The following is a 23,589-nucleotide window of genomic DNA, read 5'->3' as shown; positions in this document are numbered from 1 at the left end:
CACCGCGCGGGCGCCGTGTTAGCTCCCTGCTGAGCATAAGTCCCCGCGAGCGCACCTTGTCCTTCTTCCACGCCGGTCCAGCGCCGAAAGCCCCGGGGCCTCGACCCGGCGCCCTGCGCGACGGGCTGGACCTTCAGCCCGGCATGGCGGTCGGCCTGTTCGGGGGCTCGTTCAATCCCGCCCACGACGGCCACGCCCATGTGGCCGAGACCGCCATGCGGCGGCTGGGGCTGGACCGGGTCGTCTGGCTGGTGTCGCCGCAGAACCCGCTGAAGGACGCCCGCGACAGCGCGCCCCTGGCGGAGCGAATGGCCTCGGCCCGGGCCGCGGCGAAGCTGGCGGCGGACGGCCGGTCTATGATCGTCTCGGACTTCGAGACCCGCGCCGGGACGCAATGGACCGTCGACACCCTGCGCGCCCTGACGGCCCGCCATCCGGGCGTGCGCTTCGTCTGGCTGATGGGGTCGGACAATCTGGCCGGTTTCCACAAATGGCGGGGCTGGACCGACATCATGCGGATGATGCCCATGGCGGTGATCGCCCGGCCGGGCAGCCAGCTGGACAGCCGCACCGCCCCGGCCGCCGCCCGCTTCGCCCCTGCGCGGATCCCGGCCGCCCGCGCGCGTCTGTTGCCGGACCTCGAAGCGCCCGCCTGGACGTATCTGACGGCTCCGCTGAATCCGCGCTCATCGAGCGCGCTTCGGGCCGCGCGTGACGCCGCCGCGCATTTGTGATAGGCTTCCGCTTTAGTAATCTCCCTGGAGCTCTCCGCTGACCCCCTCGCCCGCGCACGATGCGCAAGACGCCGCCGTTTCGAACACGGCGCACGAGATGGACGAATTCGAACCCATCCGCTCCGAAGACGGTCCGCAGGCTCCCCTTCCCGTCGGCTCAACCGCGCTGGAACAGGCTGTCCTGTCGCGCCTGGACGACGACAAGGCCCAGGACATCGTCCTCATCGACCTGAAGGGCAAAAGCCCGATGGCCGACACCATGATCATCGCCTCGGGGCGGTCGCACCGTCACGTCGGCGCCCTGGCCGACCACCTGCAGCGCACGCTGAAGGAACAGGGTCTGGGCAAGGTCAAGGTTTCGGGCCTGCCGCACTGCGACTGGGTGCTGCTGGATGCGGGGGACGTCATCGTCCACCTGTTCCGTCCCGAGGTGCGCGCCTTCTACAACATCGAGAAGATCTGGTCGGTCGAGAGCGGCCACCGCGTCGACGCGCGCGCCTGATCCCCCGATCCTGAACCCATGAAGCTGGCCGTCATCGCCATCGGCAAGCCGGGGCGGGGACCCGAGGCCGTGCTGGCGGCCGACTACGCCGAGCGCGCGAGCCTGGCCGGACGGGCCCTCGGTCTCGGCCCCCTGGAACTGATCGACCTCGAACCGCGCAAGCCGGGCAAGGCGCCCGAGGCCGAACTGATCCTCAAGGCCGCCGAGCGCGCGCATCTGATCGCCTGCGACGAGCGCGGCAGGACCTTCTCCAGCCGCGCCTTCGCCGACCATATCGCCCTGCTGCGCGACCGCGGCGAGCGCCGGCTGGTCTTCGCCATCGGCGGGGCGGACGGGCTGGACGAGAGCGTGCGCGCCGCCGCCGGATCGACCCTCGCCTTCGGCCCCCAGACCTGGCCGCACGCGCTGGCGCGGGCGATGCTGGCGGAGCAGCTGTATCGCGCCGTGACCATTCTGGCCGGATCGCCCTATCATCGCGACTGATGCGTCCGCTGGTCCTGATCCTGTGTCTGAGCCTGACCGCCCTGCCCGTGGCGGCCAGCGCGCCGACGAATGACGTTGCGCGGCTTCGGGCCGAGTTCCGCGACGAGCAGGCGCGCGCCCGCCGGCTGCGCGCCGAGGCGGCCGAGGCGGCCGCCGAACTGGCGGGGCTGGAGCGGTCGCTGAACCAGCTGCGCGCCTCGGTCGGGGACGACGACCGGCTGATCCTGGCCCAGCGGGCCCGCCTGCGGGAGCTGGGCGCCCGCGAGGCGGCGCTGGTGGCGCAGTTGTCGCAGGCGCGGGGCCGGCAGGGCCGGCTGCTGTCGGCGTTGCAGATGATGAGCCGCCGGCCGCCGCCGCCGCTTCTGGTCCCCGCCGACAAGGCGATCGACACCGTGCGCGCCTCCATCCTGATCCGCGCCATGGCCCCGACGTTGCAGGCCCGCGCCCAGGGTCTGGCCGACCGTCAGGACGAGGTGAACCGCGTCCGTCGCCTCGCCGCCCTGAACAGCGAGCGGCTGTTCACCACCGAGAGCGCCCGCGGCGACCGCCGGGCCCGGATCGAGGCCCTGGCCGCGCGCAAGACCTCGCTCCAGGCCGTGCTTCGCGCCGAGGCCCAGACAGCGGAACGGGCGACCCGGGCGCTGGAGGCCCGACTGCGGTCGCTGGGCGCGACCGTGCCCACGGCGGACGCGGACGCCGAGCCCGCCGCCGCCCGTCTGCCCGCCGGGCGGACCAGCCTGACCCCGCCGATCGCCGGCGCCCCGTCGCAGCGGTTCGGCCGTGGCGCGACCGGCTGGCGCTGGCGCGCGGACCGGGCCGAGGCCCGGGCTCCCGCCGCCGGACGAGTGGCGTTCGCCGGCCCGCTGAGCGGCTGGGGGCAGGTGGTGATCCTCGACCTCGGACCCGGCTGGCGCGCCGTCGTATCGGGTCTGGACGAGGCGGCGGTGCAGACGGGGGACCGGGTCGCCGACGGCCAGGTCCTGGGGCGTTCGGGCGCAGACGGCGAAATCGCCTTCGAGCTTCGCCGCGACGAACGTCCGATCGATCCGGCGCCGTGGTTGCGCTGAAGGCGAAACCGCTTCCCAAGCCGCGATGACGCTGATTTTATCCGCGAACCGTCGATCGGTCACGATTTGGTCGCTCGCCGGTCCGTATCTGCTGATGAAGCCGCGCTCGCGGCCGCCGCCCGACCGTTGAAAGAGACCTATGCGTAAACTGCTTCTGATTGGCGCCGCAGCCCTGACCATGGTCGGCGTGGGCGCCGCCACCGCCGTCGGCCAGACGCCGCGCAACGAGGCCTTCCGGATGCTGGGGCTGTTCGGCGACGTGCTGGGCATCGTCGAACAGGCCTATGTCGTGCCCGTCGACGACAAGAAGCTGATCGAGGCGGCGCTGCAGGGCATGATGACGGCTCTGGATCCCCACTCCAACTATCTGCCGCCCGACGGCTATGGCGATCTGCAGGAGCGCACCTCGGGCGCCTATTCGGGCGTCGGCCTGACCATCCAGTCCGAGGCCGGGATGGTGAAGGTCATCTCGCCCATGGACGGCGGACCGGCGGCGCGCGCGGGCGTCAACGCCGGCGACGTCATTTCGTCCATCGACGGCCAGAACGCCTCGGGCCTGACGGTCAGCCAGGTGTCGGAGAAGCTGCGCGGCGCGGTCGGCACCTCGGTCAAGGTCACCTTCCTGCGCGACGGGGAGGAGCCCAGGGAGGTCGTCCTGACGCGCGAGGTCATCAAGATCGAATCCGTGACCGGCCGGGTCGAGGGCGAGTTCGGCTATCTGCGCGTCTCGACCTTCAACGAGAACACCGGCCGCGAGCTCAGCGAGACCATCGCCCGGTTGAAGACCGAGAACCCCGCGATCAAGGGCTATGTGCTGGATCTGCGCAATAACGGCGGCGGCCTGCTGGATGCGGCCATCGCCGTGTCCGACGCCTTCCTCGAGCGCGGCGAGATCGTCAGCCAGCGCGGGCGCAAGGCCGAGCAGATCCAGCGCTATGCAGCCCGCCCGGGCGACCAGATCGGCGGCCTGCCGCTGGTGGTGCTGATCAACTATGGATCGGCCTCGGCCTCGGAAATCGTGGCCGGCGCGCTGAAGGATCACGAGCGGGCGACGCTGGTCGGGCTGACCAGCTTCGGCAAGGGCTCGGTCCAGACCGTCATCCCGCTTCGCAACGGCGCCGACGGGGCGCTGTCGATCACCACGGCGCGCTATTACACGCCGTCCGGCGCCTCGATCCAGAAGATCGGCATCGAACCGGATCTGGAGGTGTCGCGCTCGGCGGCCGAGGCGCGGATCGTGTCGCGTTCCAACTTCATCTATTCCGAGGCCGCCTACGCTACCGCCCTGGACTCGTCGATCGGAGCCGAGCGCAAGGGGCCGCACACGCCCCGCGAGGCGCCGGGCGAGACCTATGACGAGGACAAGGACTACCAGCTGGAGCGAGCCTTCGACGTGCTGCGCGCGGGCGGAAACCTGGGCCAGCTGGCCGCCGCGCCGGAAGGCGTTGTGGTGACGGACGCGCCGGTCGTCCGCGCCGAGCAACCGCCTGAAAGCCCGCTGCCCGCGCCGCGCCTGCCCCCGGACATCACGCCCGGAAACGAACCGCGGCAATAGGGCGTCCATGCCTAACGGCGTGTTAGGCTTTCTTAACCGACGCCCGCCACTGTGTGCCTTGAAGGAGTCCGCTTCGCGGACCCCCGCATCAAGCGTCCAGTCCCGCCCATGTTCGCCAAGCGCCAGTCCGTCCTAGCCGCCACCGCCGGAATCCCCCCGGTTCGCCGGTCGATGCGCGAAAATCTCGCACCCGTGACCCGTTTCCTCAGCCACCCGCCGGTCGCCGTGGCCGGCGCCGGGCTGATGCTTCTGGGCGCCGCCGCCCTGTTCGTCACCGTGCTGGGCGATCCCCGCGCCGGAGCCCCTTCGGCCCGCGCGGCGCTGAAGCGCGAAGCCCCCGCGGCCGCCCCCGTTCCCACAGGCCTTGAGGCCTTCTCCATGGGCGCCTACGGTTCGTGGCAGGATCTGGCGGCCGAAGGCGGCGTCCTCGATCCGGCCCTCGGGGGCGAGGCGGTCATCACCCTGCCGAACGGCGCCACGGTTTCGGGCAACGGCGCCCCGGTCACCGCCCCGCGCGTCGCCGCCCAGCCGCTGCCGGCGGCCCCCATCGCCGGGCTCAGCCAGCCGGGCCCCAACGGCCCCCTGCCGACCATCGCCACCGATGGCCGCGTGCCGGCCCAGGCCTATGCCCGCCCCTTCCATTCGAACGGCAAGCCGCGCGTGGCCCTGATCGTCGGCGGCCTCGGCCTGAACGCCGTCACCACCCGCGCCGCCATCGAACGCCTGCCCGCCGAGGTCACCCTCAGCTTCGTCCCGTACGCCGAGGGCCTGCAGACCTGGATCGATCTGGCCCGCGCCCAGGGCCATGAGGTGATGCTGGAAATGCCGATGGAGCCCACCGGCTATCCCGACAACGACCCCGGCCCCTACACCCTGCTGGCCTCGGGCCAGCCCGCCGACATCACGGCCAAGATGAACTGGCTGCTGGGCCGGGCCACGGGCTATTTCGGCGTCACCAACTATATGGGCGACCGGTTCGCCAACTCGGACGCCGGCATGAACGCCTTCCTCGGCATCCTGCGCCAGCGCGGCGTCGCCTTCCTGGACGACGGCTCGATGAGCCGGCGGCCGGGCGCCTGGGCCCGCGCCAGCGCCAACCGCGTCATCGACGAGCAGCAGACGCCCGCCGCCATCGTCGGCCAGCTGAACGCGCTGGAAGCCCTGGCCAAGGGCCGCGGCCAGGCCCTGGGCGCGGGCTTCAGCTATCCGGTCACGGTCGAGGCCGTGGCCCGCTGGACCTCCGACCTCGACGCGCGGGGCCTGCAGCTGGCGCCGGCTTCGGCGATGACGCAGCGGCCGGGAAGATAGGTTTCAGGCAGCAGGGAACAGGAATTAGGCAGTAGGGCCGTCGTGCGACGACCTGCTAGAAGCCCCCTACCAGCCTAGTTCCTGTTCCCTACTGCCTGACCCTCATGACTGACCTCTCCCGCTACCGCCCGAACGTCGGCGTCGTGCTGTTCCATCCGGACGGCCGCGTCTGGTACGGGCGCCGCGCCGGGACCGGGGGGCCGCATAACTGGCAGTTCCCCCAGGGCGGCGTCGACGACGGCGAGGACCTGGAAACCGCCGCCCGTCGCGAGCTGGCCGAGGAGACGGGCGTCGTCTCGGCCGACCTTATCGCCTCGACGGAGGACTGGATCATCTACGACTTCCCCGAAGGCTACGGCGGCACGAAACAGGCGCGCGGCTGGGCCGGACAGAAGCAGCGCTGGTTCGCCTTCCGCTTCACCGGCGACGAGTCAGAGATCGATCTGGAAGCGCATGGCGAGATCGAATTCGACGCCTGGCGCTGGGGCGCGCTCAGCGACGCGCCGGACCTGATCGTGCCGTTCAAGCGCGCGGTCTACGAACAGGTCGTGGCGGTGTTCGCGCCGCTGGTGGTTTAGGCCGCCGCGCAGCCCTGCGGCTTGAGCACCCGCTTCGTCGAGGCGGGATATTTCGCCATCAGGTGCGCCGGTCGGATCGGCCGGGCGACGAAGCCGCCGCCGCAGTTGGGGCAGGCCCCCTTCAGCACCCCGTCCACGCAGGCGGCGCAGAAGGTGCATTCGAAGGTGCAGATACGGGCCTCGGCGCTGTCGAACGGCAGGTCGCGGTCGCAGCACTCGCAGTTGGGTCGCAGTTCGAGCATGGGAGCCTCCTTCCGGCGGAGGCTACACCGTCAGTGCGACGGCGCCAGCCGCATCAGCACCAGTCCGGCGACGATCAGGCCGGCCGCGGCCACCCGCATCGGATGCACGCCCTCGTTCAGCCAGATGACGCCGACCACGAAGGCGCCGACCGCCCCGATGCCGGTCCAGACGGTATAGGCCGTGCCCAGCGGCAGGGTCTTCATCGAGATCGACAGCAGGCCGAAGCTGACGGCCATGGTGATCATGGTCACGACGCTGGGCCACAGGCGGGTGAAGCCGGCCGACTGTTTCATGGAATAGGCCCAGACGATCTCGAGCAGGCCTGCAATGATCAGATAGGTCCAGGCCATGGGCGCGCCCTCCTTGCAAAGGGCCGGGCCGTCCCGGACTTGATCCCGAACCACGGGAGCGAGGACGTGGCCTCGTCTTGCAGGGGCTATCTAGGGCGTCCGTCCCGAGGGTCAAGCATTGACCTTGTCATCCCCGAAGCCGCGCAGCGGCTATCGGGGATGGGACCGGCTTCAGAAACGAAAACTCCCGGGCAGCTCGCAGAGCTGAACCGGGAGACGGGGCGCTTCATCCCTGCTCCCCGGACAGGCGCGCTGCGCCTTCCGGGAGGGAAGCTGTTTTGGGTTCGGCGCGTCCCGGATCGCGGCTTCGCCGCGTCCGGGATGACAAGGGCCTCAAGACTTACGCCGCGGCCAGTTCCGAGGCCTGTTCGGCCAGGATGGTCAGGCCGGCGGGGGTCACGTCGGCGAAGCCGCCGTGGACCTCGAACTGGCGGCGCGAGCCGCCGTCGATGACGGTGACCACGCCTTCGCGCAGGGCCGTCATGAAGGGGGCGTGGTCGGCGAGGACGCCGAAATCGCCCTCGACGCCCGGCGCATCGACCTGGTCGACGAGGCCGTTGAAGACCTCGCGCTCAGGCGACACCAGCGAAAAGCTGAGCTTGCCCGCCATGGATCAGGCCGCCTCGGCGGCGAGCTTCTGGGCCTTCTCGACGGCTTCCTCGATGGCGCCGACCATGTAGAAGGCCGCTTCCGGCAGGTGGTCGTATTCGCCGGCGACGATGCCCTTGAACGAGCGGATGGTGTCTTCCAGCGAGACGAATTTGCCCGGCGAGTTGGTGAACTGCTCGGCCACGAAGAAGGGCTGCGACAGGAAGCGGCTGATCTTGCGGGCGCGCGAAACGATCAGCTTGTCCTCTTCCGACAGCTCATCCATGCCGAGGATGGCGATGATGTCCTTCAGCGCCTTGTACTGCTGCAGCACTTCCTGGACCGAACGGGCGACGCGGTAGTGTTCCTCGCCGATGACCAGCGGGTCCATGATCCGCGAGGTCGAGTCCAGCGGGTCCACAGCCGGGAAGATGGCCTGGGCGGCGATATCGCGGTTCAGAACCGTGGTCGCGTCCAGGTGAGCGAAGGAGGCGGCGGGCGCCGGGTCGGTCAGGTCGTCGGCGGGCACGTAGATGGCCTGGACCGAGGTGATCGAGCCCTTCTTGGTCGAGGTGATCCGCTCCTGCAGGTTGCCCATCTCGGTGGCCAGGGTCGGCTGATAGCCCACGGCCGAGGGGATGCGGCCCAGCAGCGCCGACACTTCCGAGCCGGCCTGGGTGAAGCGGAAGATGTTGTCGACGAACAGCAGGACGTCCTTGCCCTCTTCGTCGCGGAAATACTCGGCCTGGGCCAGGCCGGTCAGGGCGACGCGGGCGCGGGCGCCGGGAGGCTCGTTCATCTGGCCGTAGACGAGAGCGCATTTCGAGCCCTCGGTCGAGCCGCCGTTCTTGGCCGGGTCCACGTTGACGTTGGACTCGATCATCTCGTGATACAGGTCGTTGCCCTCGCGGGTGCGTTCACCCACGCCGGCCAGAACCGAATAACCGCCATAGGCCTTGGCGATGTTGTTGATCAGCTCCTGCATGGTCACGGTCTTGCCCACGCCGGCGCCGCCGAACAGGCCGATCTTGCCGCCCTTGGTGTAGGGGCACATCAGGTCGATGACCTTGATGCCGGTGACGAGGATTTCCGACGAGGTCGACTGCTCCTCGAAGCTCGGAGCCTCGCGGTGGATCGGGCGGTACATGGTGGTCTTGATCGGGCCCTGTTCGTCGATCGGCGCGCCGACGACGTTCATGATCCGGCCGAGGGTGCCGGGGCCGACCGGGGCCAGGATCGAGGTGCCGGTGTCGACCACGGCCTGGCCGCGCGTCAGGCCTTCCGAGGTGTCCATGGCGATGGTGCGGACCATGTTCTCGCCGAGGTGCTGGGCGACTTCCAGCACCAGGGTGAAGGGCTGGCCGGTCTTCTGGTCGACGTTCTGCGTCTCCAGGGCGTTCAGGATCGCCGGCAGCTGGCCGGTGAACTCGACGTCGACGACGGCGCCGATGACCTGGGCGATCTTGCCCACGCCGGTGCCGGCGGTCACGGTCGCATTGCCGGTCGCGGCGGCGGCGGCCTTGGGAGCCTTGGAAGCGGCGGGCTTCCTGGCGGCGGGTTTCTTGGCGGTGGTGTCGGTCATCGGTTCGTTCCGTTCGGAAGGTCGTATCTGTGCGGGGGTCGGATCAGAGCGCTTCGGCGCCGGCGATGATCTCGATCAGTTCGGTGGTGATCTGGGCCTGGCGCTTGCGGTTGTACTGCAGGGTCAGGCTGTTGATCAGGTCGCCCGCATTGCGCGTGGCGTTGTCCATGGCGGCCATCTGGGCCCCGAAGAAGCTGGCCTGGTTCTCGTACAGGGCGGCCAGGATCTGGGTCGTGATGTTGCGCGGCAGCAGCGTCTCGAGGATTTCCTCCTCGGACGGCTCGTATTCGTAGGTCGCGCCGTTCAGATCGATCGGCGGAGCGTCCCCGTCGACGACCGCCGGGATCAGCTGTTTCGGCGTCGGCACCTGGGCGATGACCGACTGGAAGCGGCTGTAGAACAGGGTCACGACGTCGGCGTTGCCGGCCTCGAACTCCTCGGCGATCAGGGCCGCGACCGGCTCCGCCGCCGGCAGGCCGATGACCTTGTGATCCGACATCTCGAACGTCTTCACCAGCCGGTCGCCGTACAGGCGGGTCAGGCCGTCGCGGACCTTGCGGCCCACGGCGATGATCCGCACGTCCTTGCCCTCGGCCAGCAGGGCCTTGATCCGCTCGCGGGCGGCCCGGATGACGTTGGTGTTGAACCCGCCGGCCAGACCCTTGTCGCCGGTGGCGACGACGATCAGGTGCTTCTGGTCCCGGCCCGTGCCGGCCAGCAGCTTCGGCGCGCCGTCGCCCGAGACGCCGGCCGCCAGATTGGCGATCACGGCGGCCATCTTGCGGGCGTAGGGACGGGCGCTCTCGGCCTGGTCCTGGGCGCGCTTCAGCTTGGCCGCGGCGACCATGTTCAGGGCTTTCGTGATCTTCTGCGTGGACTTCACGCTTCCGATCCGATTGCGCATTTCCTTGAGGCTGGCCATCCGGGGCTACTCTCTCGCTATCCGGGCCGGGCTCAGGCGAAGGTCTTGAGGAAGGCGTCCAGCACCGACTTCAGCTCGGCTTCGAGCTCGGCGGTGAGGTCTTTCTTCGTGCGGATGCCGTCCAGCAGGCCCTTGTTGGAGGACTTGATGCGGGCCAGCAGCTCGCTCTCGAAGCGGCCGATGTCGCCCACCGCGATGCCGTCCAGATAGCCGCGCGTGCCGGCGTAGACCGAGACGACCTGCTCTTCCATGGTCAGCGGGCTGTACTGCGGCTGCTTCAGCAGCTCGGTCAGGCGGGCGCCGCGGGCCAGCAGCTTCTGGGTCGAGGCGTCGAGGTCCGAACCGAATTTCGCGAAGGCGGCCATTTCCCGGTACTGGGCCAGTTCGCCCTTGATCGAGCCGGCGACCTTCTTCATCGCCTTGGTCTGGGCCGAGGAGCCCACCCGCGACACCGAGATGCCGACGTTCACGGCGGGGCGGATGCCCTGGTAGAACAGGTCGGACTCGAGGAAGATCTGGCCGTCGGTGATCGAGATCACATTGGTGGGGATGTAGGCCGAGACGTCGTTGGCCTGGGTTTCGATCAGCGGCAGGGCGGTCATCGAGCCCGAGCCGTAGTCGGCGTTCAGCTTGGCCGAACGCTCCAGCAGACGGCTGTGCAGATAGAAGACGTCGCCCGGATAGGCTTCGCGGCCCGGCGGGCGGCGCAGCAGCAGGGACATCTGGCGATAGGCCACGGCCTGTTTCGACAGATCGTCATAGACGATCAGGGCGTGCATGCCGTTGTCGCGGAAGAACTCGCCCATGGCCGTGCCCGAGAACGGGGCCAGGAACTGCAGCGGGGCCGGCTCGGACGCCGTGGCGGCGACGACGATGGTGTAGTCCAGGGCGCCGCGCTCCTCGAGCGTCTTGACGATCTGGGCCACGGTCGAGCGCTTCTGGCCGATGGCGACGTAGATGCAATACAGCTTCTCGCCTTCCGACGCGGCGGCGGCGTTGGTGCTCTTCTGGTTCAGGATGGTGTCGATGGCGACGGCGGTCTTGCCGACCTGACGGTCCCCGATGATCAGTTCGCGCTGGCCGCGGCCGATCGGGATCAGAGTGTCGATGGCCTTCAGGCCGGTCTGCATCGGCTCATGCACCGACTTGCGCGGGATGATGCCCGGAGCCTTGACGTCGACGCGGCGGCGCTCGGTGAACTGGATCGGGCCCTTGCCGTCGATCGGCTCGCCCAGCGGGTTGACGACGCGGCCCAGCAGGCCCTTGCCGACCGGCACGTCCACGATCTCGCCCAGACGGCGGACCTCGTCGCCCTCGGCGATCTGGTTGTCCTGGCCGAAGATCACGGCGCCGACGTTGTCGCGCTCGAGGTTCAGGGCCATGCCCTTCACGCCGGCCTTGGGGAATTCGATCATCTCGCCGGCCTGGACGTTGTCCAGACCGTGGATGCGGGCGATGCCGTCGCCGACCGACAGCACCTGGCCGACGTCGGACACGTCGGCTTCGACGCCGAAATTGGCGATCTGCGACTTGAGGATGGCCGAGATTTCGGCGGCGCGGATGTCCATGACAGGCTCTCTGTTATCGTCTTGTCAGCGCGCGGGTTGGGCGCGCTGCATTCTTGTTGGTCAGCGCGCTTACGCGCGCTTCAGGGCGAATTTCATCTGGTCGAGCTTGGTCTTCAGCGAAGCGTCGAACAGTTTCGACCCCACCTTGACCTTGAGGCCGCCCAGGATCGACGGATCGACACGGGCGGTCATTTCCGGATCCTTGCCCAGCGAGGCGCGCAGGGCGGACTGGATGGCCTTCATCTGCGCGGCGCTCAGGGCCTGGGCGGAAACCACCTCGGCGGCGACCACGCCGGTCTTCCTCGCATACAGCAGGTCGAAGCCCGCCATCACCGCCGGCAGGTCGCCGGAGCGGCCGTTCTGGCCCAGCAGGCCGAGGAAGTTGCGGGTCACGCCGTTGAACTTCGCCGCATCGGCGATGGCGACCAGACCCTTCTGCTGATCCTCCGCCGCCATGACCGGCGAGGTGGCCAGTCGGCGCAGGTCGGCGCTGTCGTTCCACGCGGCGCGCAGCGACTTCAGATCGGCGCGTACGGCGTCGAGGACGCCCGTCTCGTCAGCGAGGTCGAACAGCGCCTGTGCGTAGCGCTCGCCGACTTCCGTCGTCCTGTAATCGTCAGCCACTTATAATGTCCGCGCGGTTGGCGTTCGGGTTGGCGACCGGCGGCGTTTCCGCGCCAGTCAAAGGTCTGAAATGCTTTGAGAAAGCACTTGGGGGACGCGTCTTGCAACGCGCCCTCCGGCTCAGCCGGGCGCCTGATAGCACCGTAACCCCCCGACCGCAACCGAGGCGGTCCGCCGCAGCGTAACGCGAATTGACGTGGCGAGGCCGGGTCCGGAGGCGAAGACTGGCCTCCCCGTCCGCCCCGGAACCCGGCCCATGACCCTCGCCCGCATCGCCTGCACCCTGACGGCCGCCGCCCTGCTCTGCGCCGCGCCGGCCGCCACGGCCGCCGTCCACGATCCGGCCGCGGTCCGGGTGATGAGCTACAACATCCGCTTTGACGGCCCGTCCGACAATCCGCTGTGGAGCGAGCGCCGCCAGCCCATGGCCGACCAGATCGCCTTCCTCGACCCGGACCTGCTGGGCCTGCAGGAGGCGCTGCCGCACCAGGTCGACTTTCTGGCCGGACAGCTGCCCGGCCATGACCACTACGGCCTCGGCCGCGACGACGGCGTCTCCGGCGAGAGCGCGGCCCTGTTCTGGCGCCGCGAGCGCTATGAGCGCGTGCGGGCCGAGACCCTGTGGTGCTCCCCGACCCCGACGGTCCCGTCGAAGGGCTGGGACGCCGCCTACCCCCGCACCGTCACGCGGGTGGTGCTGAAGGACCGCCGCGACGGCCGGCTGCTCGACGTCCGCAACACCCATTTCGACCACGTCGGCGTCGTCGCCCGCGAGCAATGCGCCGCCCTGATCGTCGCCATGGAGCCGGTGGAGGTCGACGGCGGGCGCGCCGACATCGTGCTGATGGGCGATTTCAACACCGGCCCGGCCACGGCGCCGTATGAGCGGATCGTGGCCTCCGGCCTGCGCGACGCCCGGGCGGCCAGCGCGATCGTCTTCGGCCCCGCCGGGACCTTCAACGCCTTCGACATCGCCAGGGACAACGAGGGCGTGGCCATCGACCACATCTTCGTCGGCCCGGGCTTCCACGTCGAACGCTTCGCCGTCCCCACCGATTCCTTCGGCGGCCGGGTCATCTCGGACCACTTCCCGGTCGTGGCGGACGTCGTCCCGGGGTTCTGAGCGTCGAGGCCGGGCGCCGCTCCGGGCGCCGCGCCCGTCGATCAGTGGGCGGCGCGCTTGCGTGGAATGAAATGCATGATCGCCACGACCACGCCGCCGACCACGAGGCCGACCACCGCCGAGGCGGCGGCCGTCGCCAGCCATCCGGTGACGGGTCCGACGAGCGGGACGCCTCCGGCGGCGTGCCCCAGACCCTCGATCAGCCCCGGCAGGGCGTCGAGGTGGTATTCATGCAGACCGTGGACGAGAATTCCTCCGCCGACCCACAGCATCGCCGCGGTCCCGATCGTCGCCAGTCCGCCCAGCACCATCGGCATGGCGTGGACCAGCGCGCGGCCCAGCGCGCGGGCCGAAGCTGAGCGGCGCTCCGCCAGATGCAGGCCGATATCGTCCATCTTCACGATCAGCGCCACGGCGCCATAGACCGCCCCGGTGATCAACAGTCCGACCACGGCCAGGGCCGCCGCCTGGGTCGCCAGCGGGCGTTCGGCCAGGTCAGCCAGGGCGATGGCGGTGATCTCGGCCGAGAGGATCAGGTCGGTGCGGATCGCCGAACCCACCATCTTCTTTTCCTGTTCGACCGACGACAGGGCCAGCTCTTCCGGCGGGGTCTCGCCGCCTCCGTGACCCGCCAGCTTCTCCCACAGCTTCTCGGACGCCTCGAAGCAGAGATAGGCGCCGCCGGCCATCAGAAGCGGCGTCAGCGCCCAGGGCGCAAAGGCGCTGATCAGCAGGGCCCCGGGCAGGAGGATCAGGAATTTGTTCTTCAGCGAACCGATGGCGATCTTGCGGATGATGGGCAGCTCGCGCTGGGGCGAAAAGCCCATCGCGTAACCCGGGGTCACCGCGGCGTCGTCAACGACCACGCCGGCCGCCTTCACGCCGGCGCGGCCGGCGGCGGCGGACACGTCATCGACAGAGGCCGCCGCCATCTTGGCGATGGTCGCGACGTCGTCGAGAAGGGCGGCAAGACCTGAGGGCACGCTTCACCTGAAGAAACAAATGCAGTTCGTCCTTGGCTAGGCGAGCCCGCGAGCCGGGTCCAGAGGCCCGATCGAACGCGGCGCCCTGACGCGCCTTGCCGGGACGAAAAAATCTGGCGCGGCCTCCCCCGCTGGCCTATCCCGGATCCATGATCGAAATCGCCGCACTGCTGTCCGATCCCGCCGCCTGGGCCGCCCTGATCACCCTGGTGGTCATGGAAGTCGTGCTGGGGATCGACAACCTGATCTTCATCTCGATCCTCTCGAACAAGCTGCCGCCCGAGCATCGACAGCGCACCCGCCGGATCGGCATCGCCCTGGCCCTGGTCATGCGGCTGGGCCTGCTGGCCACGATCGGCTGGATCGTCGGCCTGACCCGCCCGGTGTTCGACCTCGGCTTCGCCGGGGCGGGCTGGGACACGGCCTTCAGCTGGCGCGACCTGATCCTGATCGCCGGCGGCCTGTTCCTGGTCTGGAAGGCGACGACCGAGGTCCACCACGCCGTGGACGCCAGCATCAGCGACGACCTGCTGGAGAAGAACAAGACCGCGGTCGTCATCAACAACGTCGGCGCCGCTATCGGCCAGATCATCCTGCTGGACCTGGTCTTCTCGATCGACTCCATCCTGACCGCCGTGGGCATGACCGACCATGTGCCGATCATGATGGTGGCCGTGGTCATCGCCGTCATCGCCATGCTGGTCGCGTCGGACCCGTTGGCGGACTTCATCGACAAGAACCCGACCATCGTCATGCTGGCCCTCGGCTTCCTGTTGATGATCGGCATGGTGCTGATCGCCGACGGTTTCGGCGTCCATGTGCCCAAGGGCTATATCTACGCCGCCATGGCCTTCTCGGCCCTGGTCGAGGGGCTGAACATGATGGGCCGCGCGGCGTCGGCGAAGAAGCAGGCCGCCCTCGCGGCCCGGCAGGCGGCGCTGAACAAGGCCGAGACGGCCGAACCGGGAGTGTGACCATGCGGGGGGCCGTCCTTCTTCTCACTGCGCTGCTGACGCCCCTGCCGGCCGTGGCGCAGACGGCGCCCCCACCCGTTCCCGTATCGACTGCCGCGCCGGCGCCGGTCCCGGTCTACGGGTTCGAGATCGTCCGCGCCTGGCCCCATGACCCCGGCGCCTTCACCCAGGGACTGGTGTTCCGCAACGGCGAGCTGCTGGAGAGCACCGGCCGTTCTCCGTCGACCGTGCGCCGGGTGCGGCTGGAGGACGGGGCGGTGCTGCAACGGCGCGAACTGGATCCGGTCCTGTTCGGCGAGGGCCTGACCGTGTTCGGCGACCGCGTCGTGACCCTGACCTGGAAGGGCGGCAAGGGTTTCGTCTGGGACCCCGTGACCCTCGAGCCCGAGGGCGAGTTCGACTACGCGGGCGAGGGCTGGGGCCTGACCCATGACGGGACGCGTCTGATCCTGTCGGACGGCACGGCCGCGCTGCGCTTTTTCGACCCGCAGACCATGGCCGAGACGGGTCAGGTTCCGGTGACTGTCCAGGGCCGGCCGCTGCGCCAGATCAACGAGCTTGAATGGGTCGAGGGCGAGGTCTTCGCCAATGTCTGGCAGACCGACTATATCGTCCGCATAAACCCGGCCACCGGCGTGGTGACGGGCGTCATCGACCTTACGGGGCTGATGCCGGACCGGTCGAACCTCGACCCCACGGACGCGGTGCTGAACGGCATCGCCTGGGACGCGGAGGGCCGCCGGCTGTTCGTCACCGGCAAGAACTGGCCGACCCTGTTCGAGATCAAACTCACCGGACCGCGCTAGAGGAAGCTGTACGGGTCGACGTCGATCGTCACCCGCACCGAGGCCGGCGCCTTCACCCGCGCCAGCCACGCCCTCAGGAAGCCCTGCAGATCCACGTCCCGGTCCGCGCGAACGAGCAGCCGCTTGCGCCGCCGCCCGCGCACCAGCGCCAGGGGCGCGTCGGCGGGACCATAGACCTCCAGCCGTTCGGCGTTGGGGATGTTCTCGGCCAGGTCGCGGGCGACCTTCTCGACCGCCGCGGCGTTCTCGCTGGACAGGACGATGGCCGCCAGCCGGCCGTGCGGCGGCAGGGAGGCGGCCTCGCGCTCGGCCATCTCGGCTGCGACGAAGGCGTCGCGGTCGCCGGCCGCAAGCGCCATCAACACGGGATGCTCGGGCGTCCAGGTCTGGAGGATGGCCCGCCCCGGCTTGTCCGCCCGGCCTGCCCGGCCCGTGGCCTGGGTCAAGAGCTGGAAGGTCCGTTCGGCCGCGCGCAGGTCGCCGCCGCGCAGGCCGAGGTCGGCGTCGACCACGCCCACCAGCGTCAGATGCGGGAAGTTGTGGCCCTTGGCCGCGGCCTGGGTGGCCACGAGGATGTCGATCTCGCCGTCGGCCATGCGCTGGATCAGGGCGCGGGCGGATCTGGCGTCGGGCGCCGTGTCGCTGCTGAACACCGCCGTCCGCGCCTGCGGGAACAGCTGGCGCACCTCCTCCTCGACCCGCTCCACGCCGGGACCGACCGAGACCAGGGAATCCTCAGCGCCGCAGGCCGGACAATGCTTCGGCCGGATCATGGAGAAGCCGGTGAGGTGGCAGATCAGCCGCCCGGTGTAGCGGTGCTCGACCAGCCAGCTGTCGGTGTCGGGCGCCGTCAGCCGGTGGCCGCAGACCCGGCACAGCACCACGGGCGCATAGCCGCGCCGGTTGAGGAACAGCAGGGTCTGCTCGCCGCGCTGAAGGGTCTCCCCGATGGCCTCTCGCAGCGGCTGGGACAGCCAGGTCTGGGGATCGGGCGGGTTCTGACGCAGGTCCAGCAGGGATATGTCGGGCAGGACCGCGGCCCCGTGCCGCGCCGCCAGCTTCAGCCAGCCGTAACGGCCCTGATGCGCGTTCCACAGCGTCTCCAGCGACGGCGTGGCCGAGGCCAGCACCACCGTCGCCCCCTCGATCCGCGCCCGCGCCACGGCCAGGTCCCGGCCGTGATAGACCAGCCCCTCTTCCTGTTTGAACGAGCCGTCGTGCTCCTCGTCCACCACCACCAGCCGCAGGTTGGCGTAGGGCAGGAACAGGGCCGAGCGGGCGCCGACCACGATGTTGCAGCGTCCGGCGACCACCGCCTCCCACACCTGACGCCGGCGCGGCGGGGCGACGCCCGAATGCCATTCCGCCGGGGCCGCGCCGAAGCGGTCGGCGATGCGGGCGATCAGGGCCTGGGTCAGGGCGATCTCGGGCAGCAGGATCAGGATCTGGGCCGAGGGATCGGCCTTCAGCGTGCGCGCCGCCGCCTCCAGATAGGCCTCGGTCTTGCCCGAGCCCGTGACCCCGTCCAGCAGGAAGGGGGCGAAGCCGCCCCTGCCCGTGGCCACGGCCATCTCATGCGCCGCCGCCGCCTGATCGGCATTCAGCGTCGCCGGGGCGTGGTCGGGGTCGGGCGCGTCGAAGGCCGCGACCGCCTCGATCTCGATGATTTCCAGCACCCCCTCGTCGACCAGGCCCTTGACCACCCCCGACGACACATTCGCCGCCCGGGCCAGATCGGGCCCCGGCATCGACCGCGGACCCAGCGCCTCCAGCACCGCCGCCCGCGCCGCCGTCGGCCGGGCGGGAATCTTGTCGCCGACCCGCCTTACGCGGCGCTCGGGCCGGGGCCGGGGCGCGCGCAGGCCCTTCAGGGCGGCCGCCGCCATCTCCCCGGGGGCGCTCAGCGTCCAGCGCGCCGCCCACTCCACGAAATCCATCGTGCGTTCGGGCAGGCGTGGATCGTCCAGCACATGATCGATGGCCTTCAGCCGCCGGTTCGATCCGGTAGTCTCCCGCGCTTCGGAAACTATGCCCCGCATCAGCCGCGGCCCCAGCGGCACGGCGACCTGATCGCCCCGCGCGACGTCCAGCCCCTCCGGAACCTCGTAGTCGAAGGCCTCGGGCACCGGCAGGGGAATAAGGACGGATGCGACTTTCACCGGACCGCCCGGTCCGCTAGAAGCGCGCCCATGAAACTCTTCCTCGACACAGCCGACGTCGCCGTCATCAGGGACATGGTCCCCACCGGCATGGTGGACGGCGTCACCACCAATCCCTCGCTGATCGCCAAATCCGGTCGCAACATCGCCGAGGTCATCGCCGAAATCTGCGCCCTGGTCGAGGGGCCGATCTCCGCCGAGGCCGTGGCGACCGATTTCGAGACCATGGTCAAGGAGGGCGACAAGCTGGCCGCCATCGCCCCGAACGTGGTCGTCAAACTGCCCCTGACCTGGGACGGGCTGCGCGCCGCGCGGGCCTTCGCCGACAAGGGCGTCAAGACCAACGTCACCCTGTGCTTCTCGGCCGCCCAGGCCATGCTGGCAGCCAAGGCCGGCGCCACCTTCATCTCGCCCTTCGTGGGCCGGCTGGAAGACCACGGCGCCGACGGCATCGGCCTGCTGGAGGAAATCCGGGTCCTGTACGACGTGCACGGCTTCGACACGCAGATTCTGGCCGCCTCGCTGCGCAACCCGAACCATGTCAGCGCCGCCGCCGTGGCCGGGGCCGACGCCGCGACCATCCCGGCCGATGTTTTCAAGGCCCTGGTCAAACACCCGTTAACCGACAAGGGGCTTGATGCTTTCCTGGCGGACTGGGGCAAGACCGGTCAGTCCATTCTCTGATTTGACCTCGAGGAGAGGTTTGTGAGCGTTTCGCCTGACCTCTCGACCAAGCCGGAAGAGCCGCACTGGCCGGAAATCCGGGCGTGGCTGCAGGCCAACGCCCAGATCCTGCTGGACGACCGCTCCCTGCTGGAAGAGATCGGGCTCAAGCCGCACGGCCGCAATGTCGTGGAGTTCGGCCGCGCCGCCCTGACCCGGCTGGAAGAGGTCGCCGAGCGCGAGGCCGACGCCCGCAAGCGGATCGAGAACATCGCCCGCGCCAATTTCGCCGCCCAGACCCAGACCCATGTCGCCGCTTTGGACCTGATGGAGGCCCGCAACCCCTCCGATCTGGCCCGCCGCCTCGACGCGGTGGCCCAGGGACGGTTCGGACTGGCCGGCGCCGCCATCGCCCTCGAGAAGCCCGGCGGCGTGCCGTTCGGCTGGCGCGGGTTGGAGGCCGGCGGCGTCGACGCCCTGCTGGGCGATCACGGCCTGACCTGGCTGGGACCCAATTTCGAAGGCCTGAACCTGTTCGGCGCGGCCGAGGCGGACGTAAGGTCGGTCGCCCTGATCCGCATGGCTCCGCAATTCCCCGGCGCCGACGTTCCGGCGCGCCACGCCATCTGCGCCTTCGGCTCGCCCGAGCCGGACGGCTTCGCCCCGACCATGGGCTGCGAGCTGGCGGCCTTCATCGCCCGGGTGGTGGAACGGACCGCCGAACGATGGCCCATCCTGAGCTGACCGCCCCCGACCTTTCCTCGGACGAGGCCCTGTCGGCCTGGCTGGAGCATCTGGCCCACGAACGCCGTCTGGCGGCCAATACGCTGGAAGCCTATGGCCGCATCGGGCGGACGTATCTGGCCTTCCTGCAGCGCCACCGCGGAGGGCCCCAGCGCCTGGCCGACCTCGGAACCGTCACCGCCGCCGAGGTCCGCGCCCATCTGGCCGAACGGCGCGGCGGCGACCATCCGCTGACGGCGCGGTCGATCAGCCAGACCCTGTCCGCCATCCGCGCCTTCCACGCCTTCCTCGACCGGCGTTGCGGCACGCCGGCCCCGCAACTGGCCCTGGTGCGCGGTCCCCGTATCAAGGCCTCCCTGCCCCGGCCGGTCAGCGAGGATCAGGCCCGCGGCCTGATGCAGGAGCCGGACGCCGACCCCGACGCCGAACCGTGGGAGGCCGCGCGCGACCGCGCCGTCCTGACCCTGCTGTACGGATGCGGCCTGCGGATTTCCGAAGCCCTGTCCCTGACCCGCGCCGACGCGCCGCTGCCGGAGACGCTGCGCATCACCGGCAAGGGCGGCAAGACCCGGCTGGTCCCCGTCCTGCCCGCCGTGCGAACGGCGGTGGACGCCTGGCTGGCGCTGCAGCCCTTTCCGCTGGAACCGGGCGACGCCCTGTTCCGGGCGCGTCGCGGAGGGCCGCTGACGCCCCGTCATGTCCAGGCCATGGTCCAACGGCTGCGCGGGCGACTGGGCCTGCCCGCCTCGGCCACGCCCCACGCCCTGCGTCACAGCTTCGCCACCCACCTGCTCGGCGCCGGTGCGGACCTGCGGGCCATCCAGGAGTTGCTGGGCCACACCAGCCTGTCCACCACCCAGAAATACACCGCCGTCGACGCAAAACACCTGCTCGAAGCCTATTCCGCCGCCCATCCGAGGACCTGAGTTCGCCGGGCTGGTCAGGCTCAGGTTCGCGCGCTTACAGTGACGGCTTATCCGCTGGGGAGGCGGCGCGGAGCGTGAACTGCATGACAGGCCTGGACCGACGCGTCTTGTTGGCCGGACTGGGGGCCCTGGGCCTTCCGGCCGGGCCGGCCGCCGCACAGGACGCGGTGGAGCCGCTGGTCGACGACCGGCCCATCCAGCTGCTGAGCAATCTGTTCACCCGCGTCGGCGCCGCAGTGTTCATCGGCGGGCATGGGCCCTTCACCTTCGTGATCGACACGGGGGCGGGTACGACCTCGATCGCGGACACGCTCGCGGACCGGCTGGGTTTGCCGCCGCTGGCGCCCGTGCTGGTTCACGGGATCACGGAGGCGCGCGTGACCCGCAGCGTGGCGATCGACCGGCTGCAGCTCAGCGGACTCGGATTCCGTGATCTCGCCTGCCCGGTCTTTCCGCGCGACCAGTTGGGCGCCGACGGCCTGATCGGCCTGGACGTGCTGGACAGCTTCAGGCTGAAGTTCAATGTCATGCGCCGCTCGGCGAGCCTGAATGTGAGGGGCGTCACCATCCAGACGGGGGGTGATATGGCTACCGGGTCGCGCCTTCGACGAGCCGGCCTGCGTTCGGTACGGGGCCGCTTCGGTCAGATGATCATGACCCAGATCATCGTGGACGGTCAGCCGGCGGCGGCGTTCATCGACAGCGGAGCGCAGTATTCGATCGGCAATATGGCGCTGCGGCGGGCCGCGGCGGCGCGACGCCAGGACGGCGGCCGCGTGGCCCGCCAGGTGCCGATCTACGGGGTGACGGGTCAGAGCCTGAGCGCGGATCTGGCCATGGTCGACGATCTCAGGTTCGGGCCGCAGCGGCTGGGACCGACGCCTATGCTGTTCGCCGACCTGCACTGTTTCGAGACCCTGGGCCTGTCCGGCCGGCCCGCCCTGCTGATCGGCGCGGATCTGCTGGGCCGGTTCCGCGAGGTCACGCTCGACTTCCCCGGCAATACGGTGACCTTCGAGGGTCTGCGCCGCCAAACCACCCGCAGGCTCGAGATTCCGGGCGTATAGCGGAGCGGCCCCGCCGGATCAGGCCTGCATCGTCCAGCCCTCGATCCCCATGGCCGCCTGTTTGACGGCTTCCGAGCGCGTCGGGTGCGGGTGGCAGATGCGGGCGATGTCTTCCGACGACCCGCCGAAGGCCATGGCCACGCACGCTTCGCCGATCAGTTCGCCGGCCTGGGGTCCCAGGATGTGGACGCCCAGGATGCGGTCGGTAGCGGCGTCGGCCAGCACCTTCACGAAACCCTCGGTCTCGTGGTTGATCTTGGCCCGGCTGTTGGCCGCGAAGGGGAATTTTCCGGCCTTGTAGGCGACGCCGTGGGCCTTGAGCTGGTCCTCGGTCCTGCCGACCCAGGCCACTTCCGGCGAGGTGTAGACCACGCTGGGCACCAGATCGTAGTCGACGTGGCCGGCCTTGCCGGCGATCAGGTCGATCACGGCCACGGCGTCTTCCTCGGCCTTGTGCGCCAGCATCGGGCCATAGGTCACATCGCCGATGACCCACACTCCGTCCCCGACCCTGAAGTGGTCGTTAGCGAGGAAGCCCCGTTTGTCGGCCTGAATCCCCACGGTTTCCAGCCCCAACCCTTCCGTGTACGGACGACGGCCGATCGCGACCAGGACCACATCGCCCTTCAGGGTTTCCGCCGTTCCGCCGGCGGCAGGCTCGACGGTCAATTCCACGCCGTCCTTGCCGGTCTTCGCGCCGGTGACCTTCGCCCCGAGTTTGAACGTCATGCCCTGTTTGGTCAGGGCGCGCTGGAAGGCCTTAGCCACCTCCCCGTCCATGCCGGGCGTGATGCGGTCCAGATATTCGACCACCGTCACCTGCGCCCCCAGCCGGCGCCAGACCGAGCCCAACTCAAGGCCGATGATGCCGGCCCCGACGACGATCAGATGTTTCGGTACGGCCGGCAGGGACAGGGCGCCGGTGGAATCCACGATCCGGTCCGCCTCGAAGGCGACGCCTGGCAGCGGGGTCGGCTCCGAGCCGGTGGCGATGACTATATCCTTCGCCGTCAGAAGGGTTTTCGAGCCATCGGCGGCGGTCACCTCGACCTGGCCCTTGCCGACGATCCGGCCACGGCCGCGGATCCAGTCGGCCTTGTTCTTCTTGAACAGGAATTCGATGCCTTTGGTCAGGGCGTGCACGCTGTCCTGCTTCTGGCCCATCATCTGGCCGAGATTCAGTTTCGGCGCCCCGACCTCGATGCCGAGCGTCGGAAACTCCTTCGTCACCGCCTCGAACAGTTCGGACGCGTGCAACAGGGCCTTGGACGGCATGCAGCCGACGTTGAGACAGGTCCCGCCGAGGGTTTCCCGCATCTCGATGCAGGCGGCTTTCAGCCCCAGCTGGCCGGCCCGGATGGCCGCATTGTACCCGCCCGGTCCGCCGCCGATGATGACGACGTCATAGGTGCTGGGGGAAGCGGCTTCGGCCATGGAGTGTCTCGTATCCTGTCGTGGGCGCGGGAAGGCGCGCGGAACCTGACGGCGCCGCCCGCAAGCGTCAACCGCCGCGCCGCATATAGGCGCGGCTGGTCCCGTCCGACAGTCTCAGAAATTCAGCTGACCGGCGGTGCGCTTGCGCCGGATGCGGCGGCTGGCGAACGCCACCAGCACGCCCAGCAGGAACAGGACGCCCAGCACCAGCCAGACGGGCTCGACCGGCAGGCCCTCCATCCCCTCGGGCGTCGCCATCGTCGTGGGCCCGGACCGGGCGGCGACATCGCCCTGCCGGTCAACGGCCAGCCGCAGAATGACATCGGCGGCGAAGCCGAGGAAATAGGCCACGGCCGCCCGGGTGTTCCCCGCCCCCAGCATCAGCGCGGCGATCACATACAGGCCCACCGCTCCGGCCCAGAGGCTCCACACCGGCAGGAAGCCGAACAGGTCGCCGCCCGCCGGGGCCCCGGTCCCTGCGCGCACGGCCGCATCGGGCGCCGCGCCCTCGATCAGCGGAGAGATGAACGGCCAGGCCAGCCACCCGGCATAGCCGAGGACCGCCAACATCACGATCAGACGCAACAGCTTCATTTCGAGCCTCCG

General features: G+C 69.8%; 25 protein-coding genes. 14 read left to right on the top strand and 11 right to left on the bottom strand.

Annotated features, from left to right (window positions below; genetic code table 11):
* Window positions 1-56 precede the first annotated feature (56 nt).
* From VN378_RS11150 to VN378_RS11120, 7 genes are all read left to right on the top strand, one after another.
* Window positions 57-734, top strand: coding sequence for a nicotinate-nucleotide adenylyltransferase (locus tag VN378_RS11150; RefSeq protein ID WP_325743649.1), 678 nt, complete (start codon window positions 57-59; stop codon window positions 732-734).
* 97 nt (window positions 735-831) lie between these two features.
* Window positions 832-1,236, top strand: a complete 405-nt coding sequence (gene rsfS, locus VN378_RS11145; RefSeq protein WP_325743648.1) for a ribosome silencing factor — start codon at window positions 832-834, stop codon at window positions 1,234-1,236.
* 18 nt (window positions 1,237-1,254) lie between these two features.
* Window positions 1,255-1,719, top strand: coding sequence for a 23S rRNA (pseudouridine(1915)-N(3))-methyltransferase RlmH (rlmH, locus tag VN378_RS11140; RefSeq protein WP_325743647.1), 465 nt, complete (start codon window positions 1,255-1,257; stop codon window positions 1,717-1,719).
* Window positions 1,719-2,786: a murein hydrolase activator EnvC family protein gene (locus VN378_RS11135; RefSeq protein WP_325743646.1), complete on the top strand. Its 1,068-nt coding sequence runs from the start codon at window positions 1,719-1,721 to the stop codon at window positions 2,784-2,786. The genes rlmH and VN378_RS11135 overlap by 1 nt, the downstream gene beginning before the upstream one ends.
* Window positions 2,787-2,925: 139 nt before the next feature.
* Entirely contained in the window at window positions 2,926-4,341 is a 1,416-nt protein-coding gene (locus tag VN378_RS11130; RefSeq protein WP_325743645.1) for a S41 family peptidase, read from the top strand.
* A gap of 108 nt (window positions 4,342-4,449) precedes the next feature.
* The gene (locus VN378_RS11125) at window positions 4,450-5,649 is read left to right on the top strand and encodes a divergent polysaccharide deacetylase family protein (protein WP_414642241.1); all 1,200 of its coding nucleotides are present in this window, start codon (window positions 4,450-4,452) and stop codon (window positions 5,647-5,649) included.
* A 104-nt stretch (window positions 5,650-5,753) separates the two neighbouring features.
* The gene (locus tag VN378_RS11120) at window positions 5,754-6,227 is read left to right on the top strand and encodes an RNA pyrophosphohydrolase (RefSeq protein ID WP_325743643.1); all 474 of its coding nucleotides are present in this window, start codon (window positions 5,754-5,756) and stop codon (window positions 6,225-6,227) included.
* Here VN378_RS11120 and VN378_RS11115 read toward each other — a convergent pair.
* The 7 genes from VN378_RS11115 to VN378_RS11085 form a co-directional block, all read right to left on the bottom strand.
* Window positions 6,224-6,469, bottom strand: a complete 246-nt coding sequence (locus VN378_RS11115; protein WP_325743642.1) for a DUF1272 domain-containing protein — start codon at window positions 6,467-6,469, stop codon at window positions 6,224-6,226. The two genes, VN378_RS11120 and VN378_RS11115, sit on opposite strands and share 4 nt — an antisense overlap.
* 30 nt (window positions 6,470-6,499) lie before the next feature.
* On the bottom strand, window positions 6,500-6,820 hold the full coding sequence (locus tag VN378_RS11110) for a multidrug efflux SMR transporter (RefSeq protein ID WP_325743641.1): 321 nt from the start codon (window positions 6,818-6,820) through the stop codon (window positions 6,500-6,502).
* Between the two features lie 340 nt (window positions 6,821-7,160).
* Entirely contained in the window at window positions 7,161-7,430 is a 270-nt protein-coding gene (locus tag VN378_RS11105; protein ID WP_325743640.1) for an ATP synthase F1 subunit epsilon, read from the bottom strand.
* 3 nt (window positions 7,431-7,433) lie between these two features.
* A complete protein-coding gene (gene atpD, locus VN378_RS11100) occupies window positions 7,434-8,990 on the bottom strand; it encodes a F0F1 ATP synthase subunit beta (protein ID WP_325743639.1) in 1,557 nt (518 codons plus the stop codon).
* A gap of 43 nt (window positions 8,991-9,033) precedes the next feature.
* Window positions 9,034-9,912, bottom strand: a complete 879-nt coding sequence (locus VN378_RS11095) for a F0F1 ATP synthase subunit gamma (protein WP_325743638.1) — start codon at window positions 9,910-9,912, stop codon at window positions 9,034-9,036.
* A gap of 32 nt (window positions 9,913-9,944) precedes the next feature.
* On the bottom strand, window positions 9,945-11,480 hold the full coding sequence (atpA, locus tag VN378_RS11090) for a F0F1 ATP synthase subunit alpha (protein ID WP_325743637.1): 1,536 nt from the start codon (window positions 11,478-11,480) through the stop codon (window positions 9,945-9,947).
* Window positions 11,481-11,549: 69 nt separating this feature from the next.
* A complete protein-coding gene (locus VN378_RS11085) occupies window positions 11,550-12,104 on the bottom strand; it encodes a F0F1 ATP synthase subunit delta (RefSeq protein WP_325743636.1) in 555 nt (184 codons plus the stop codon).
* 256 nt (window positions 12,105-12,360) lie between these two features.
* Here VN378_RS11085 and VN378_RS11080 point away from each other — a divergent pair, with 256 nt between their 5' ends.
* Entirely contained in the window at window positions 12,361-13,227 is an 867-nt protein-coding gene (locus VN378_RS11080; protein WP_325743635.1) for an endonuclease/exonuclease/phosphatase family protein, read from the top strand.
* Window positions 13,228-13,268: 41 nt separating this feature from the next.
* On the opposite strand, the gene VN378_RS11075 is transcribed toward VN378_RS11080, so the two are convergent.
* Complete coding sequence (locus tag VN378_RS11075) at window positions 13,269-14,210, bottom strand: DUF808 domain-containing protein (RefSeq protein WP_325743634.1); 942 nt, start codon at window positions 14,208-14,210, stop codon at window positions 13,269-13,271.
* 149 nt (window positions 14,211-14,359) lie between these two features.
* Here VN378_RS11075 and VN378_RS11070 point away from each other — a divergent pair, with 149 nt between their 5' ends.
* Window positions 14,360-15,184 carry a TerC family protein gene (locus VN378_RS11070; protein ID WP_325743633.1) on the top strand — a complete coding sequence of 275 codons (825 nt, stop codon included), beginning with the start codon at window positions 14,360-14,362 and terminating at the stop codon, window positions 15,182-15,184.
* Window positions 15,185-15,186: 2 nt separating this feature from the next.
* The gene (locus VN378_RS11065) at window positions 15,187-15,990 is read left to right on the top strand and encodes a glutaminyl-peptide cyclotransferase (protein ID WP_325743632.1); all 804 of its coding nucleotides are present in this window, start codon (window positions 15,187-15,189) and stop codon (window positions 15,988-15,990) included.
* Here VN378_RS11065 and VN378_RS11060 read toward each other — a convergent pair.
* Window positions 15,987-18,149 carry a primosomal protein N' gene (locus VN378_RS11060; RefSeq protein ID WP_325743631.1) on the bottom strand — a complete coding sequence of 721 codons (2,163 nt, stop codon included), beginning with the start codon at window positions 18,147-18,149 and terminating at the stop codon, window positions 15,987-15,989. The two genes, VN378_RS11065 and VN378_RS11060, sit on opposite strands and share 4 nt — an antisense overlap.
* 30 nt (window positions 18,150-18,179) lie before the next feature.
* Between VN378_RS11060 and fsa the strand changes: the two genes are divergently transcribed.
* The 4 genes from fsa (at window position 18,180) to VN378_RS11040 (ending at window position 21,549) form a co-directional block, all read left to right on the top strand.
* A complete protein-coding gene (gene fsa, locus VN378_RS11055; protein ID WP_325743630.1) occupies window positions 18,180-18,833 on the top strand; it encodes a fructose-6-phosphate aldolase in 654 nt (217 codons plus the stop codon).
* Window positions 18,834-18,854: 21 nt separating this feature from the next.
* Window positions 18,855-19,556 carry a DUF484 family protein gene (locus VN378_RS11050; RefSeq protein WP_325743629.1) on the top strand — a complete coding sequence of 234 codons (702 nt, stop codon included), beginning with the start codon at window positions 18,855-18,857 and terminating at the stop codon, window positions 19,554-19,556.
* Window positions 19,538-20,482, top strand: a complete 945-nt coding sequence (locus VN378_RS11045) for a tyrosine recombinase XerC (RefSeq protein WP_325743628.1) — start codon at window positions 19,538-19,540, stop codon at window positions 20,480-20,482. Before VN378_RS11050 ends, VN378_RS11045 begins: the two co-directional genes overlap by 19 nt.
* Before the next feature lie 83 nt (window positions 20,483-20,565).
* On the top strand, window positions 20,566-21,549 hold the full coding sequence (locus VN378_RS11040; protein WP_325743627.1) for a retropepsin-like aspartic protease: 984 nt from the start codon (window positions 20,566-20,568) through the stop codon (window positions 21,547-21,549).
* A gap of 18 nt (window positions 21,550-21,567) precedes the next feature.
* On the opposite strand, the gene lpdA is transcribed toward VN378_RS11040, so the two are convergent.
* Both lpdA and VN378_RS11030 read right to left on the bottom strand, forming a co-directional pair.
* On the bottom strand, window positions 21,568-22,983 hold the full coding sequence (gene lpdA / locus VN378_RS11035; RefSeq protein WP_325743626.1) for a dihydrolipoyl dehydrogenase: 1,416 nt from the start codon (window positions 22,981-22,983) through the stop codon (window positions 21,568-21,570).
* 114 nt (window positions 22,984-23,097) lie between these two features.
* On the bottom strand, window positions 23,098-23,577 hold the full coding sequence (locus VN378_RS11030; RefSeq protein WP_325743625.1) for a hypothetical protein: 480 nt from the start codon (window positions 23,575-23,577) through the stop codon (window positions 23,098-23,100).
* Between the last annotated feature and the right edge of the window lie 12 nt (window positions 23,578-23,589).

It is taken from the genome of Brevundimonas sp. (assembly GCF_035561115.1).
In the GTDB taxonomy this organism is placed as follows: domain Bacteria; phylum Pseudomonadota; class Alphaproteobacteria; order Caulobacterales; family Caulobacteraceae; genus Brevundimonas.
This window is presented reverse-complemented; position numbering and strand designations above follow the sequence as displayed.